This window comes from Micromonospora sp. C28SCA-DRY-2, assembly GCF_030519475.1.
Classification (GTDB): domain Bacteria; phylum Actinomycetota; class Actinomycetes; order Mycobacteriales; family Micromonosporaceae; genus Micromonospora.
This window is the reverse complement of sequence record NZ_JAUMKD010000004.1, coordinates 206,680-221,718: the sequence shown is the minus strand read 5'-3', so window position 1 is coordinate 221,718 and position 15,039 is coordinate 206,680. Positions and strand designations below refer to the sequence as shown.

Sequence of the window (15,039 nt, the reverse complement as noted above, 5' to 3'; positions counted from 1 at the left end):
TGGCGGGCCCGAGGGCACCCTCGTGACGTCGGCGCAGCCCGGCCTCGGGACGCGGTCCAGCCCGCCGGGCCGGCGGGGTCAGCGGCAGCCGCAGCCGGCCAGCGCGGCGCCGATCCGGTCCAGCGCCACCCGGGCGGACTCCATCCCGTCCGGCGGCACCGCGTCGGTGAGCACGGCGAAGGTGAGCAGCCGCCCGTCGGCGGTGGTGACCAGCCCGGCGATGGCGTGCACCTTGGTCAGCGTGCCGGTCTTGGCCCGGACCACGCCCGCCCCGGACCGCGTCCCGTCGGCCGCGTAGCGCTCGCCCAGCGTGCCGGACCAGCCGGCGACCGGCAGGCCGCCGAAGACCGCGGCCAGCTCGGGACGGCTGCCGTTGCCGGCGAGCGTGATCAGGTCGGTGAGCAGCGAGGGGCTGATCCGGTTGGTGCGGGACAGCCCGCTGCCGTCGGCGAGGGAGAGCTCGTCGGCGGGCAGGCCCAGCTCGCCCGCCACGGCGTCCATCGCGGCGGCGGCGCTGGTGAACGAGGCGGGCTGGTTCCGGGCCAGCGCGACCTGGCGGGCCAGCGCCTCGGCGACGATGTTGTCGCTGTCGCTGATCATGATGTCGACCAGCCGGACCATCGGCAGCGACTCCACCTTGCCCAGCTCGCTGCCGGGCGCGCCGGCGGTGGCGTCGGCCCCCGCGGCCGGCGCCTTGCCGCGACCGACCGCGTCGGCGGGCACGCCGAGCAGCCGGGCGAAGGCGCGGCCGGCGGCCAGGTCGGGCTGGGACACCCGCTCGGCGCCGTGGTCGCCGGCGTCGTGGTCCCGCTTGGCCTGGGGCACGTCCCGGCGCGCGCCGTCGGTCATCAACGCGGTGATCGCGCCGCCGTAGCCGCCGGTGGGGATGTCGTCGTCCCAGCCGGGCTCGTGGACCGGGCCGGAGTAGAGCGAGGAGTCGACGGTGACCCGGGTCGGCGCGGTGCCGCCGAGCGCCGCCTTCACCTGGGCGGCCAGGTCGTCCAGCCGGGCCGCGCCCGGGTAGAAGCCCTTCTTGTCCACCGCCAGGGTCGGGTCGCCGCCGCCGACGATCACCACCTCGCCGGGGCTCGCGCCGGCCACCGCGCGGGTGGGGATGCGGTGGCCGGGACCGCGCGCGGCGAGCACGGTCACCGCGGTGACCAGCTTGGTCACCGAGGCGGGCACGGTGCCGTCGTCCTCGTTGGCACCGAAGAGCGGCTGGCCGGTGGCCACGTCGGCCACCGAGACGTTGACCCGGTCACCGAGCGCGGCGGCGCCGACCAGCGGGTCGAGCGCGGCGGAGACCCCCTCCGGGGTGGGCAGCGGGGCGTTCGCGTCCGCCGCGGCCAGCACCGGCACCGGGGGCGGGTCGGCCGGCTGGGCGCTCGCCGGGCCGCCGGCCTTGTCGTCGCCGAGCCACTCCGCCACCGGGCCGGGACGGACCACGACCACCCCGGCGGCCAGCGCGAGCAGCAGCACCGCGGCGAGCAGCAACGGCAGCAGCCGCCGGCGTCGGGCCGGCGCGGGAGGCACCGCGGCGGACAGCGGCGCACCGGCGGGCGGCGGCGACACGGGTACGGCGGCGGCCGGCGGCCCACTCGCCGGGCCGAAGAGATCCGGGGCCGGTGACACGCGCGCCGAGCCGGAGGCGTGCGGTGGCACGCTGGCCGAGCCGGCGGCGTGCGGCGGCGGGGCGCCGGCCGTGCCGAAGGCGCCGCCGTTCAGCGGGCGGCCGCCGGCCGTACCGGAAACGCCCGGGTGCGGGGGCACCGGCGCGGCGCCGGCGGGCGGCGCGCCGGCGCCGGGACGCCAGGGCGGCGGCGCGGGCCGCTCCGCGGGGTGACCGGCGGGGCCGGCGGGTGCCTGCGGCGGGTGCGCGTCGGGCACCCGGAACCGCCCGGTGGCGGGGCCTGAAGCAGATCCGCCCGTACCACGTCCAGCACCTGACTCCGGGCGGTAGTGTGAATCTTCCCTCCCCACGACCCCCTCCTCCCCCCACGAAATCCGGTCTGGGTGACACTACTTCGGTCCGAACACTATGCGGTGGCCGGAGCCGGTGGGTGGGCATTCGCCCGCACCCGGTCGGCGCCGGTGGTTTCCGTTAGCCAGCGTGGGCAAACGAGGGAGCGTGCAGATGGATTTCGACGTGACGGTTGAGATCCCGAAGGGTCACCGCAACAAGTACGAGGTCGACCACGCGACCGGCCGGATCCGGCTGGACCGTACCCTCTTCACCTCCACGCAGTACCCGGCGGACTACGGCTTCATCGAGGGCACCCTCGGCGAGGACGGCGACCCGCTGGACGCGCTGGTGCTGGTCCCCGAGCCGACCTTCCCCGGCTGCCTGATCCGCTGCCGCACCATCGGCATGTTCCGAATGACGGACGAGAAGGGCGGCGACGACAAGGTCCTCTGCGTCCCCTACGAGGACCCGCGCCAGGAGCACCTGCGCGACATCCACCACCTGGGCGAGTTCGACCGGCTGGAGATCCAGCACTTCTTCGAGGTGTACAAGGACCTCGAACCGGGCAAGTCGGTCGAAGGCGCCACCTGGGTCGGGCGGACCGAGGCCGAGGCCGAGATCCGGGCGTCGTACCAGCGCGCCAAGGAGGCCGAGGAGCGCGGCGAGACCGGGCACTGACCCACCACGACGTCGAACCGGGCCCGGGGGCCGCTCAGCCGAGCAGCCCCCGGGCCCGTTCGTACAGGCCGAGCACCGCGCAGGCGACCGGCACCACCGAGACCACCAGCGCGGTGTCGGTCAGGTCGGCGATCCGGCCGAGGTACGGCGAGACCGGCCGGCGCGCGTACGTGCTGCCCGCGGCCACGGCGAGCAGGGCCAGGGCCAGGCCGCCGGCGACCAGCACCAGCCGGCCCGCCGGCCCGGACCGCGCGGCGAGCACGGCGCCCAGCACGGCGTACCCGGCGAGCCCGGCGACCACCGTCGGCACCCGGTGCCGCAGCGCCACGAAGAGCCGGGAGCGCAGCAGCAGCACGGCCCCGGCGACCGCGACGAGCACCCGCCCGGCGGTCCCGCCGGCCACCCCGAGCACCAGCGCGGCGGCCGCCGCCAGCACCGCGTGCCCGAGCAGCATCCCGGTCAGCATCTCCTCGGTGCGGGCCACCGCCGCGTAGACCCGGCCCCGGTCGGGCAGGTCCCGGACCCGCTCGGCGCCGCCGGGGGCGTCGGTGGGCAGGGTGATCGGCGGCAGCGGCACCTTGCCCAGCCGGATGGCCAGCAGCGGCACCGCCCCGACGGCGAAGACCAGGACGCAGAGCAGCACGGCGGCGGTGCCGGCCGGGTCGAGCAGCAGCCCGCCGAGCGCGGCCAGCGCGCCGGCCATCCCCACCACCGCGCCGGCCACGAAGACCCGCAGCCGGGTGGCGACGCCGACCAGCCCGAGCACCGACACCAGCAGCAGCGCCACCGAGCCGGCCAGCAGTTCCGGCGCGCCCAGCCAGCGCACCGGGGCGAGCGGGCCGACCGGGTCGCCGGTGCTGACCGCGAGGGCGCCGGCCGCCGCCGCGTACGGCAGCGCGTAGCCGCCCAGGGTGGCCCCGACCGGGCCGTCCCCGTGCGCCCGGGACGCCACGGTGCCGGCCAGGGTGAGCAGCAGCGCCACCACGGCCGCGGCGGGCCAGCCGGCCCCGCGCGCCGGACCGCCCGCGAGCACGGCGAGCAGCCCCACCGCCAGCGGCACCGCCGCGCCGGCCAGCACGGTGGCCCGGGTGGCACCGGGCGACCAGGCCCCGCCCCGCCGCCGGGCGCCGTCCGCGATCGCCTCCACCACGTCGTCGTACTCCAGCTCGGGCCACTCGGCCCGGGCCGGCACCAGGTGCAGCACCTCGCCGTCCCGGACGCCCTGCGGCAGCAGCGCCTGCGCGGTCGCCAGCACCGCCCCGTCGGTACGCCGCAGCACCCAGCCGCCGTGCCGTTCCCCGTCGTCGGCCAGCCCCTCGCCGGCGTGCCGCAACACCTCGGGCAGCAGCTCGGCCAGGGGAACCTGCTCGGGCAGCGCGACGTCCACCCGCCGTTGCGGGGCGCTGATGGTGACCCGGGCCAACCCGATTGTCATCGACCGATCTCCATATCGAGCGGGGTTGGTGGCTGCGCGGACGACAGGACTTTACCTACCATGAGCCAGGCTCGGGTCACCGTGCGCAGTCAGGAGGTCGGGTGTCCACTGTCGTCATCAAGCGGCCACCCCGCCGCCCGGCGCCGGAGATCCCGGTCGGCGAGCTGCCGGTGGAGGCGCCGCCGGAGATCCCGCCGGTCACCGGCGGGCGCTGGCAGCAGCTGCTGATGGTGCTGCCGATGCTCGGCGGCACGGTGGCCATGGCGATGATGTTCGGCCGCGGCGGTGGGGCCTACTCGTACGTGGTCGGCGGCATGTTCGGCCTCTCCTCGCTGGCCATGCTGGTGACCTCCTGGGGCAGCGCCGCCGGCACCCCGAAGAAGTCGGAGATGATGGCCGCCCGCCGGGAGTACCTGCGGCACCTGACCACGCTGCGGCGCCGGGTCCGGCAGACCGCCGGCCAGCAGCGCGCCGGGCTCTACTACCGGCACCCGGACCCGGGCCGGCTCTGGTCGACAGTGGAGAGCCACCGGGTCTGGGAACGCCGGCCCGCCGACCCGGACTTCGCGGTGGTCCGGGTCGCGGTCGGGCCGCAGACCCTGGCCACCCCGCTGGTGCCGCCGGTCACCCGGCCGCTGGAGGAGCTGGAGCCGATGACCGCCGGGGCGCTGCGCCGCTTCCTGGACGCGTACTCGGTGGTGCCCGACCTGCCGGTGGCACTGTCGCTGCGCAGCTTCGCCCGGGTGTACGTCAAGGCCGTCCCGACCGCCGACGGCCGGGCGCTGGCCCGCGCGATGCTCACCCAGCTCGCCGTCTTCCACGCCCCCGACGAGCTGCTCGTCGCGGTCTGCGCCGGGCCCGAGCGGCGGGCCGCCTGGGAGTGGGTGAAGTGGCTGCCGCACGCCCACCACCCCGCCCGTACCGACGCGCTCGGCCCGGTGCGGCTGGTCACCAGCGCCGCCGCCGAGTTGGAACGGCTGCTCGACGACGTACTGGCCAGCCGGTCCCGGTTCAGCCCGGCCGGGCCGGCCACCGACGGGCCGCACGTGGTGGTGCTGCTCGACGGCGGCGACCTCACCGGGGCCACCGACCTGACCGGCGACGGCGGCATCGACGCGGTGACCGTCATCGACCTGGACACCGCGCCGCCCCGGCTGCTGGACCGGTTCGCGCTGCTGCTCGAACTGCGCGACGGCCGGCTGCACTCGCACTCGGCGGACGGGCACGTCGAGGTGGGCACCGCCGACCGGCTGGAGCCGGCCGACGCCGAGGCGGTCGCCCGCCGGCTGGCGCCGCTGCGGCTGGCCGGCACCCCGCGCGGCCCGGACGCCCCGCCCGGCGCCGAGCCCGGACTGCCCGAGCTGCTCGGGCTCGGCGACCCGGAGAGCTTCACCGCCGAGCAGGGCTGGGCGCCCCGGTCGGCGCGTGAACGGCTGCGGGTGCCGATCGGGGTGGGCACCGACGGCGGCGCGATCGAACTCGACCTCAAGGAGTCCGCCCAGGACGGGATGGGCCCGCACGGCCTGCTGATCGGGGCCACCGGCTCGGGCAAGTCCGAGCTGCTGCGCACCCTGGTGCTCGGGCTGGCCGCCACGCACAGCTCGGAGCAGCTCAACTTCGTCCTGGTCGACTTCAAGGGCGGGGCGACCTTCGCCTCCTTCGACCGGTTGCCGCACACCGCCGCGGTGATCACCAACCTGGCCGACGCGCTGCCACTGGTCGACCGGATGGTCGACGCCATCAACGGCGAGCTGGTCCGCCGCCAGGAGCTGCTCCGCCGGGCCGGCAACTTCGCCAGCCTGCGCGACTACGAACGGGCCCGGGCCGCCGGCACCCCGCTCGCCCCGCTGCCCTCGCTGCTGCTGATCTGTGACGAGTTCTCCGAGCTGCTCTCGGCCAAGCCGGACTTCATCGACCTGTTCGTGCAGATCGGCCGGCTGGGCCGGTCGCTCGGCGTGCACCTGCTGCTGGCGAGCCAGCGGTTGGAGGAGGGGCGGCTACGCGGACTCGACACCCACCTGTCGTACCGGATCGGGTTGCGGACCTTCTCCGCGCTGGAGTCCCGGACGGTGCTCGGGGTGCCGGACGCGCACGAGCTGCCCCGCTCGCCCGGCCACGGCTACCTGCGCTTCGGCACCGAACCGCTGGTCCGGTTCAAGGCCGCGTACGTCTCCGGGGCGGTGCGCCGGGCGGTCGCCGCCGGCGCCGGCGGCTCCGGTGCCCCGCGCCTGCTCGCCTTCTCCACCCACTACCTGCCGGCGCCCGAGCCGACCGGGCCGGCCACCCCGCCCGCCGCCGCGGAGGACGGCGCGGAGAGCCTGCTCGACCTGCTGGTCGGCCGGCTGGCCGGACAGGGCCCGCCGGCGCACCAGGTCTGGCTCCCGCCGCTGGGCCGCCCGCCGGCGCTGGACGAGCTGCTCGGCCCGGCCACCGTCGATCCGGCGCGCGGGCTCGGCGTCGGCAACCCGGAGCTCCAGGGCGCGCTCCAGGTGCCGGTCGCGGTGGTCGACAAGCCGTTCGAGCAGCGGCGCGACCTGCTCTGGCTGGCGCTGGACGGGGCCGCCGGGCACGTGGCGGTGGTCGGTGCGCCGCAGAGCGGCAAGTCGACGGCGCTGCGCACGCTGATCTGCGCGCTGGCGCTCACCCACACCCCGGCCGAGGTGCAGGTCTACTGCCTCGACTTCGGCGGCGGCGGGCTGGGCACGCTCCGCGACCTGCCGCACGTCGGCGGCGTCGCCGGGCGCACCGACCCGACGGCCGTCCGGCGTACGGTCGGCGAGATCGCCACCCTGCTGGCGGAGCGCGAACGCCGCTTCGCTGAGCTGGGCGTGGAGTCGATGGCCGCCTGGCGGCAGCGCCGGGCCGCGGCGGCCGGCACCGGCCAGCCGACCGCCGACCCGTTCGGCGACGTCTTCCTGGTGGTCGACGGCTGGGCCACCGTGCGCGGCGAGTACGACGACCTGGAGCCGCTGGTCACCGACCTGGCCACCCGCGGGCTGTCGTACGGGGTGCACGTGGTGGCGACCGCGCTGCGCTGGCTGGACTTCCGGCCGGCCATCCGGGACCTCTTCGGTTCCCGGCTGGAGCTGCGCCTCGGTGACCCGGCCGACTCGCTGCTGGCCCGGCGGGCCGCGGCGAACGTGCCGGAGCAGAGCCCCGGCCGGGGCGTCACCGCGGAGAGCCTGCACTTCCTCACCGCGCTGCCGCAGCTCACCGCCGGTACGGACACCGCCGACCTGGTCAAGCGGGTGGCCGCCGGCTGGCCCGGCCCGGCCGCGCCCGCGGTGCGGCTGCTCCCGCCGGTGCTCCCGTACGCCGAACTGGACCTGGCCGCGACGACCGGGCTGCGCTTCCCGATCGGGGTGGCCGAGGCGGACCTGCGCCCGGTGGTGCTGGACTTCGCCACCGAGCCGCACTTCGTGGTCTTCGGCGACGCCGAGTGCGGCAAGTCGTCGTTCCTGCGCGCGCTGGCCACCTCGATCATCACCCGGTTCACCCCGGAGCAGGCGCGGGTGATCCTGGTCGACTACCGGCGCAGCCTGCTCGGCGCGATCGAGACACCGCACCTGATCGGCTACGGCACCGCCGCCGCGCACACCGCCGAGCTGGTCGAGTCGGCCGCCGGCTACCTGCAGGCCCGGCTGCCCGGCCCGGAGATCACCCCGGCCCAGTTGCGGGAGCGGTCCTGGTGGTCGGGCCCGGAGCTGTTCGTGTTGGTGGACGACTACGACCTGGTCGCCAGCGGGCCGGCCAACCCGCTGCGGGCGCTGGAGGAGCACCTGCCGCACGCCCGGGACGTCGGGCTGCACCTGGTGCTCGCCCGCCGCTCGGGCGGCGCCGGCCGGGCCCAGTACGAGCCGATCGCGCAACGGCTGCGGGAACTCTCCACCGCCGGGCTGGTGATGGCCGGCAGCCCGGACGAGGGGGCGCTGGTCGGTCCGGTCCGACCTGGACCGTTGCCACCCGGGCGCGGTCGGCTGGTGACCCGGCGCGAGGGCGTACGCCTCGTGCAGCTGGCTCACCTGCCGCCACCGTGACCGGTCCGGCCGGATGGCTCCGGAAGAGGGGGTGGAACCGGTAATCTCCGATCGTCGTCTTTCCGAACCGAGGAACGGCTGAGAATGTGACCAGGGTGCGGCAGAGCGGTCCGCCGACGGCGCGACGGGTCGCCGGTCGGACGCTGCTCGCTGTCGCGGCCGCGGCCGTGCCGCTCGCCGCTCCGGTGCCGCCCGCCCACGCCGCGGCCACCGCCCGGCCGGTCGCCTCGGCCGCCGTCGCGTCGGCGGCGTTCCCGCTGGCCGCCCCCGTGCCGGACAGCCAGACCCGCCCCGACCAGGTCCGCGACGAGCAGTGGCAGCTCGACGAGCTGCGGGCGGAGACCGCCTGGCGCAGCTCGACCGGGCGCGGGGTCACCGTCGCGGTCATCGACTCCGGTGTGGACGCCAGCCACCCCGACCTGGCCGGCCAGGTGCTGCCCGGCCTCGACCTGGTCGCCCCGCTCGGCGGCGACCCGGATCCGGTCGGGCACGGCACCACGGTGGCCGGGTTGATCGCCGGGCGCCGGGACGACAGCCGCGGCGTGGTCGGCCTCGCCCCGGACGCCAAGATCCTCCCGGTCCGCGTGCTCGACGACGAGAACCGCTACGACGACGCGCTGATCGTCGCCAAGGGCGTGCGCTGGGCGGTGGACAACGGCGCCCGGGTCATCAACCTGTCGCTCGGCGGCAGCGGCGACAGTCCGGCCCTGGCCGCCGCGCTCGACTACGCCTTCGCCCGCGACGTGGTGGTGGTCGCCTGCACCGGCAACGTGGCCACCTCCACCGACTCGAAGGTCTGGTACCCGGCGCGGGAGCCGGGCGTGATAGCGGTGTCCGGCCTGGAGCGGGACAGCGAGAACCTCTGGTCCGGCGCGATCACCGGCCGCGCCACCGTGCTCACCGCCCCGGCCACCGGGCTGGTCGGCGCCCGCCCCGGCGACGGCTACTGGCGGGTGCAGGGCACCAGCTTCGCCGCGCCGCTGGTGGCCGCCACCGCCGCGCTGGTCCGGGCCCGCTACCCGCAGATGTCCGCCGGCGACGTGGTCAACCGGCTGCTGGCCACCGCCCGCGACATCGGTCCCACCGGCCGGGACGACCGTTTCGGGTACGGCCTGGTCGACCCGGTCGCGGCGGTGGACGCCGAGGTGGCCCCGACGGGCCGCAACCCGCTGGACGACCAGACCTCGCCGGGCGTCGTCGGGTTCGGCCCGGCACCCGGTTCGGCCGAGGCCGAGGCGGCCGGCGCCGGGACGGATCCGCTGGGCGGCTGGACCGCGCCCCGCCAGCAGAGCCAGTGGACGGCCCGGCCGGCCGGCTCCGAGCACGACTCCACGCCCGAGCGGCTCTGGACCGGGGCCGCGCTCTTCGTCGCCCTGCTCACCGGCGCGGCGCTGATGGTGCGCCGGTTCCGGCAGTGGGGCAGCCGCTGACCGGCCCGCTCCGGCCGCACCGGTCCGGGACGGAACGCCTGACCACGCCCCGCGCTGGGTAGAACGGAGACCATGAACTCACCCGGCCAGCGCACCCTCCCGACGCCGACCCGGCCGTCGTGGCGACGCCGCCGGCTGCACCCGGACGACTCGCGCGGCCTCCGGCTCACCCTCGCCGTCGCCGCGGCGTTCCTGGTGCTGGTGCCGTTCGCCCTGCTCGCGCTCCTGGTCCTGGCCGGCTGGCCGCCGCTGCGCGAGCTGGACACCACGGTGGCCGGCGCGTTGCACGGCTTCGCCGTGGACCATCCGGCCTGGGTCCGGCTGATGAGCCTGTGGACCGACGTGTTCGCGCCGATGTCGCTCCGGTTCGGCGCGCTGGTGCTGGTGATCTGGCTGGTCCGCCGCGGCGCCCGGCAGCTCGCGGTCTGGGTGGCCGTCACCATGCTGCTGGGCGGGCTGCTCGGCCCGCTGCTCAAGCTGCTCTTCGGGCGGGCCCGGCCGGACCTGCCCGAGCCGGTGGCGCAGGCCGCCGGGCTCGCCTTCCCGTCCGGGCACGCGCTGAACGCCGCGCTGGCCGCCGGGATCCTGCTGGTGGTCTTCCTGCCGTACGCGCGGGAGCGGGTCGCCCGGTGGGCGGTGTGGGCGGCCGCCGTGCTGCTGGCCGGGGTGACCGGGTTCAGCCGGGTGGCGCTCGGCGTGCACTGGAGCACCGACGTGCTGGCCGGTTGGCTGCTCGGCACGGCCGTGGTGGCCGCGACGTCCGCCGCCTTCACCGTCTGGCAGCACCAGACCCCACCCGCCGCCCCGCACCCCTGAGGCAGGTCAGGTGCACTTGCCGGTGGCCACGCCGCGGGTGCGCTCGGCGCCGGCCAGCGCGACCGGACGGGCCTCGGCGGCGGTCACCGCGAAGCCGGTGTTCGGGTCGTCGGCGGCCGCCGCGAAGATCACCCCGAGTACCAGCCCGTTGGCGGAGACCAGCGGCCCGCCCGAGTTGCCGCTGCGGACCAGCGCCCGGATGGTGTAGATCTCCCGGGTCACGTCGCCGGAGGAGTAGATGTCCGGCCCGGTGATCCGGTCGACGTCGCGTACCCGGGCGGACTGCGCGTTGTACGGCCCGTCGAGCGGGAAGCCGAGCACGATGGCGTCCGCGCCGCTGCCCGCGTTGCCGGCGGCGAACCGCATCGACGGGCCGGGCAGCCCCGGCACGTAGAGCACGGCCAGGTCGCGGTCGGGGTCGTAGACGACCACCTCACCGTCGTACCGGTCGCCGTTCAGCTCCACCGCCACCGAGCGGGTGCCGGCCACCACGTGCGCGTTGGTCATCACCCGGTCGTCGGCGTAGACGAACCCGGAGCCCTCGATCCGGCGGGAGCAGCTCGGCGCGGAGCCGAGCACCTTGACCACCGAACGCTGGCCGTTGACCACCACCTGCGAGCCGGCGAGCGCCGGATCGGGCGGTGAGACCTGCCGGGCCTGGGTACGCCCCAACCCCTCGAAGACGTCCGGGAAGCCGTTGGTGTCCACCGTGTCGCGCAGCGCGGTGGAGAGCTGCTGCGCCTGGTCCGGCAGCACCCGGTCGACCACGGTGAGCAGCGCGCTGTTCTTCACCGAGGCGGCCAGCCAGGGCAGCGAGGACGACCCGAGCGGGACCGCTACCAGCCAGGCGACCAGCAGCACCGCGAAGATCGAGACGAACGCCCCGCCGATGTCGTCGACCTGCTTGCCCACGTCGCTGGTGATCGTCTTGCGCAGGTGGGAACCGAGCCAGCCGGCGAGCGCCTGACCGATCACGGCCAGCCCGAAGACCGCCACCAGGGAGACCAGCACCCGGGTGCCGCTGTCCACGAACTGCTGGGCCAGCAACGGGCCGATCTGGAGGCCGAGCAGGGCGCCCAGGAAGAAGCCGGAGAACGACAGCAGCCCGATGACGAACCCCTGGCGGTATCCGCTGATCGCGAACACGAGCATGAGCAGCAGCAGGACGAGATCCACGGCGGACACGGGTCAAGCGTACGGGCAGAGTGCTCGCGGGATGACCATCGCTTGCCGAAGGTGACCGCCCGATCAGCGCAGGGCGCTCTCGTCCACCTCGTCCGTACCGGCCGACGGCGCCGGGGTGGCGGCGGTGGGCGGCAGGTCGACCACCCGGCTCCGTGGCCACGGCCGCGCCCAGCCACCCATCGTCAGCAGGGCGTCCAGCACCCCGGCGGTGAAGCCCCAGACCAGCATGCCGCGGGCGGAGAACGCCGGCCCGATCCAGCCGCTCGGGTGCCGTACCCGCATCCGGTTCTCCGGGTCGACCAGCTCGGCGATCGGCAGCCGGGCCACGTGCGCCACCTCGGCGGGCTCCCGGGGATGCACCGGGTGCGGCGCGTGCCACCAGCCGAGCACCGGGGTCACCACGAAGTCGCTGACCGGGATCCAGAGCCGGGGCAGCTCGGCCAGCACGGTGACGCTGGCCGGGTCGAGGCCGACCTCCTCGTTCGCCTCGCGCAGCGCGGTCGCCGGGGCGTCGGCGTCCTCCGGGTCGGCCGCGCCGCCCGGAAAGGCCGGCTGACCGGCGTGGTTGCGCAGGGTGGCGGCCCGCTGCAGGATCAGCACGTCCGGGCCGGCGCCGGGCTCCTCGCCGAGCAGCACCAGCACCGCGCTCTCCCGGCCGCCGTCGTCCGGGGTGGCCAGCCGGGTGAAGTCCTCGGTGCGGGCGGTGCCGAGCCGGTGCAGCAGGGGCTCCATCCAGCCCGGTGGTCGCCGGGTCACGCCGGCACCGCCAGGCCCAGGTGCTGCCGGACCAGGGCGGCGAGGCGGGCGTCATCGAGCGCGCCGGAGGCGTCGACGTGCCGCACCCGGCCCTGCCCGTCGACGAAGAGGGTGAGCGGGATGGCGTTGCGGCCCAGCGCCCGTTGCAGCGCCTCGCCCTGGTCGACCAGGACGGGGAAGCGTACGCCGAAGTCCTCGCCGATGGACTGCGCGCCGGCGCGGCTGTCGCGGCTGTTCACCCCGAGCACCCGGAGCTGGCCGTCGGCCCGCTCGCTGAGCCGCTGGAACGCGGGCAGCTCGGTGCGGCAGGGCGCGCACCAGGAGGCCCAGACGTTGACCACGGCCGGGCCGCGGACGTCCCGCAGGGCGACCGGCGCCCCACCGGTGAAGCAGTTCAAGGTCACCTCGGGCAGCGGGTCGCCCCCGCCGGAGCCGGCCGGCGACGCGGTCGGCGCGGGGGTGCCGCCCGGGGCGGTGGTCAGCGCGGCGCAGTCCTGGAACGGCGACGGCCGGCTGGCCGCCGCCCCCTGCCGGGTCGGTGCCTCCTCCTGCCCTGCGGTGCCGGTGCAGCCCGCGACCGCCAGCAGCAGCGGGACGAGCAGGGCGGCGGCGCGCCGCTTCATCGGCGCACCACGCTTCGGGACCGCGCGGTCCGCGGGACCGGCTCGCTCCACGCGCTCACGGTGCCTCCGCCACGACCGCCTGGACCGGCACCAGCTCCGGGTCGACCCCGGCGGCCACCGCGAGGTCGCGCGCCCGGGGGCCCTTGAGCAGCTTGGCGGCGGCGGCCGGCTCGGTCGGGCCGGTGCCGTAGGAGGGGCAGAGCTTCGCCAGGGTGCAGGCGCCGCAGGCCGGCTTGCGGGCGTGGCACACCCGCCGGCCGTGGAAGATCACCCGGTGCGAGAACATCGTCCAGTCGCGCCGCTCGATGAGCGCCCCGATGGCGTGCTCCACCTTGACCGGGTCTGTCTCCCCGGTGAGCCGCCAGCGCCCCACCAGCCGGTGGAAGTGGGTGTCGACGGTGATGCCGGGGACGTCGAAGGCGTTGCCGAGGATGACGTTCGCGGTCTTGCGGCCGATGCCGGGCAGCGTCACCAGGTCAGCCAGCTTGCCGGGGACCCGGCCGTCGTAGCGCTCCACCAGCGCCTGGCCGAGCTTGATCAACGAGTCGGTCTTGTTCCGGTAGAAGCCGGTGGGGCGGATCAGCTCCTCCAGCTCGGCCCGCTGGGCACCCGCGTAGTCGGCGGCGGTCGGGTAGCGGGCGAAGAGCTTCGGGGTGACCTCGTTGACCTTCTTGTCGGTGCACTGGGCGGAGAGGATGGTCGCCACGGCCAGCTCCAGCGGGTTGGAGTGGTCGAGCTCACAGTGCGCGTCGGGATGGGTCTCGGTCAGCACCCGGCCGATCTTCCGGGCGCGCCGCTTGCGCCCGAGGTCGGTCTCGGTGGCACCGGGAGAGCTGGTGGTCACGCCGGCCAGCCTACGTCGCCCGTCCGACGAACCGCCGGGGCCCACGCGCCCGGCCGGCGGGTCAGCCCTCGGTCGGCGGGCTGATCTTGCCGGAGTCGTCGAACCGGGCGCCGGTCTTCGGGAAGTCGCTGCGGGTCAGCTGCCGCACCAGGCCGAGGCCCCGGTCGTCACGGTCCATGGTCGGCTTGCCGGCCGAGTTCATGTACGTCGAGACGAACGAGCCGCCGGCCCAGCTGCCGTCCGGCTTCAGCGACACCTTGAGCACCCCGCCCCAGCCGAGCCGGCCGGCGTTGCTCAGCGAGTTGCCGCCACCGGCGAAGTTGCCGAGGCTGTACGCGATCAGCCGGCCCTTGTAGAACTCCATGCCGCGCAGCACGTGCGGGCCGTGCCCGACGATCAGGTCGGCGCCCGCGTCGATCATCGCCTTGGAGAACCTGACCGGATCGCCCCGGTTCTCGCCGAGGAACAGCTCGGTGCCGGGCCGCACCCGGGTCTTGTCCGACCCCTCGGCGCCCATGTGCACCTGCACCACCACCAGGTCGGCCATCCCGGCAGCCCTGGTGACCACCCGCTTCGCCGCGGCGATGTCGACCAGGCTGTTGGACCAGACGTACGACGAGAAGCCGGCGACGGCGACCTTGACCCCCGCCACCTCGACCACGGTGATCTGGTCGGGCGCGCCGGTGTGCGCGAGGTCGTAGCGCTCCAGCGCCTTCTGGGTGTTCTCGTAGCCCTTCGGGCCGTAGTCGTAGCCGTGGTTGTTGGCCTGGTTGAGCAGGTCGAAGCCGGCGTCGCGCAGGTGTGCGGCGTACTCCGGCGGGGCCCGGAACTGGAAGCAGCGGGTGGAGTTCGCGCCGCACTTGCCGGTGCCGGTGTCGACGGTGAGCGGCTCCTCCAGGTTGCCCATCACCAGGTCGGCCTCGAGCGCCTTCTCGACCGAGTCGAAGAAGCCCTTGCCGCCGTTGGCCGGCAGCCGGTTCGGCGCGTTGCCCATGATGATGTCGCCGGTGGCGGAGAGCGAGATGGACTTCTCGGCCGGCGTCGCGGGGGCCGAGCCGACCGGGGCGCCGGTGCCGCCGCCGCCCGCGCCGGGCTGCCAGACCGGGCCGTCCCCCGATTCGCCGCCGCACCCGGCCGCGAGCAGGGCGCCGAGCAGCACGACGAGCGCCAACGCCGGGCGGCGGCGCGGGCGGGACGGGGCGGGGGCGGCAGCGTACATCGCCCGCGACCCTACCGGCCGGCAAACGGGCCGACGAGGGCCGATCGGCCAGG

General features: G+C 76.0%; 11 protein-coding genes. 4 read left to right on the top strand and 7 right to left on the bottom strand.

Translation table 11 applies throughout. The annotated features are described in order from the left end of the window. Positions 1-78: 78 nt before the first annotated feature. Positions 79-1,533: a D-alanyl-D-alanine carboxypeptidase/D-alanyl-D-alanine-endopeptidase gene (dacB, locus tag Q3W71_RS18595; protein WP_368050933.1), complete on the bottom strand. Its 1,455-nt coding sequence runs from the start codon at positions 1,531-1,533 to the stop codon at positions 79-81. Positions 1,534-2,134: 601 nt separating this feature from the next. On the opposite strand from dacB, the gene Q3W71_RS18590 reads away from it, so the two are divergent. After that, complete coding sequence (locus Q3W71_RS18590; RefSeq protein WP_302920614.1) at positions 2,135-2,641, top strand: inorganic diphosphatase; 507 nt, start codon at positions 2,135-2,137, stop codon at positions 2,639-2,641. A 34-nt stretch (positions 2,642-2,675) separates the two neighbouring features. On the opposite strand, the gene eccD is transcribed toward Q3W71_RS18590, so the two are convergent. Continuing rightward, positions 2,676-4,076 (bottom strand): type VII secretion integral membrane protein EccD, encoded by a 1,401-nt coding sequence (gene eccD / locus Q3W71_RS18585; protein ID WP_302920613.1) that lies wholly within the window; start codon positions 4,074-4,076, stop codon positions 2,676-2,678. Between the two features lie 101 nt (positions 4,077-4,177). Here eccD and eccCa point away from each other — a divergent pair, with 101 nt between their 5' ends. The 3 genes from eccCa (at position 4,178) to Q3W71_RS18570 (ending at position 10,359) form a co-directional block, all read left to right on the top strand. Next, complete coding sequence (gene eccCa / locus Q3W71_RS18580) at positions 4,178-8,113, top strand: type VII secretion protein EccCa (protein WP_302920612.1); 3,936 nt, start codon at positions 4,178-4,180, stop codon at positions 8,111-8,113. Positions 8,114-8,199: 86 nt separating this feature from the next. Further along, positions 8,200-9,543: a type VII secretion-associated serine protease mycosin gene (gene mycP, locus Q3W71_RS18575; protein ID WP_302920611.1), complete on the top strand. Its 1,344-nt coding sequence runs from the start codon at positions 8,200-8,202 to the stop codon at positions 9,541-9,543. A gap of 72 nt (positions 9,544-9,615) precedes the next feature. Continuing rightward, complete coding sequence (locus tag Q3W71_RS18570; protein ID WP_302920610.1) at positions 9,616-10,359, top strand: phosphatase PAP2 family protein; 744 nt, start codon at positions 9,616-9,618, stop codon at positions 10,357-10,359. A 6-nt stretch (positions 10,360-10,365) separates the two neighbouring features. Here Q3W71_RS18570 and Q3W71_RS18565 read toward each other — a convergent pair whose 3' ends face one another. From Q3W71_RS18565 to Q3W71_RS18545, 5 genes are all read right to left on the bottom strand, one after another. Then, the gene (locus tag Q3W71_RS18565; protein ID WP_302920609.1) at positions 10,366-11,544 is read right to left on the bottom strand and encodes a MarP family serine protease; all 1,179 of its coding nucleotides are present in this window, start codon (positions 11,542-11,544) and stop codon (positions 10,366-10,368) included. 63 nt (positions 11,545-11,607) lie between these two features. Continuing rightward, entirely contained in the window at positions 11,608-12,300 is a 693-nt protein-coding gene (locus Q3W71_RS18560) for a CoA pyrophosphatase (protein WP_302920608.1), read from the bottom strand. Beyond that, positions 12,297-12,923 (bottom strand): TlpA disulfide reductase family protein, encoded by a 627-nt coding sequence (locus tag Q3W71_RS18555; protein WP_302920607.1) that lies wholly within the window; start codon positions 12,921-12,923, stop codon positions 12,297-12,299. Before Q3W71_RS18555 ends, Q3W71_RS18560 begins: the two co-directional genes overlap by 4 nt. 55 nt (positions 12,924-12,978) lie before the next feature. Beyond that, positions 12,979-13,767 carry an endonuclease III gene (gene nth / locus Q3W71_RS18550; protein WP_302920606.1) on the bottom strand — a complete coding sequence of 263 codons (789 nt, stop codon included), beginning with the start codon at positions 13,765-13,767 and terminating at the stop codon, positions 12,979-12,981. 61 nt (positions 13,768-13,828) lie between these two features. Then, positions 13,829-14,986, bottom strand: coding sequence for a CapA family protein (locus Q3W71_RS18545; protein WP_302920605.1), 1,158 nt, complete (start codon positions 14,984-14,986; stop codon positions 13,829-13,831). Positions 14,987-15,039 lie beyond the last annotated feature (53 nt).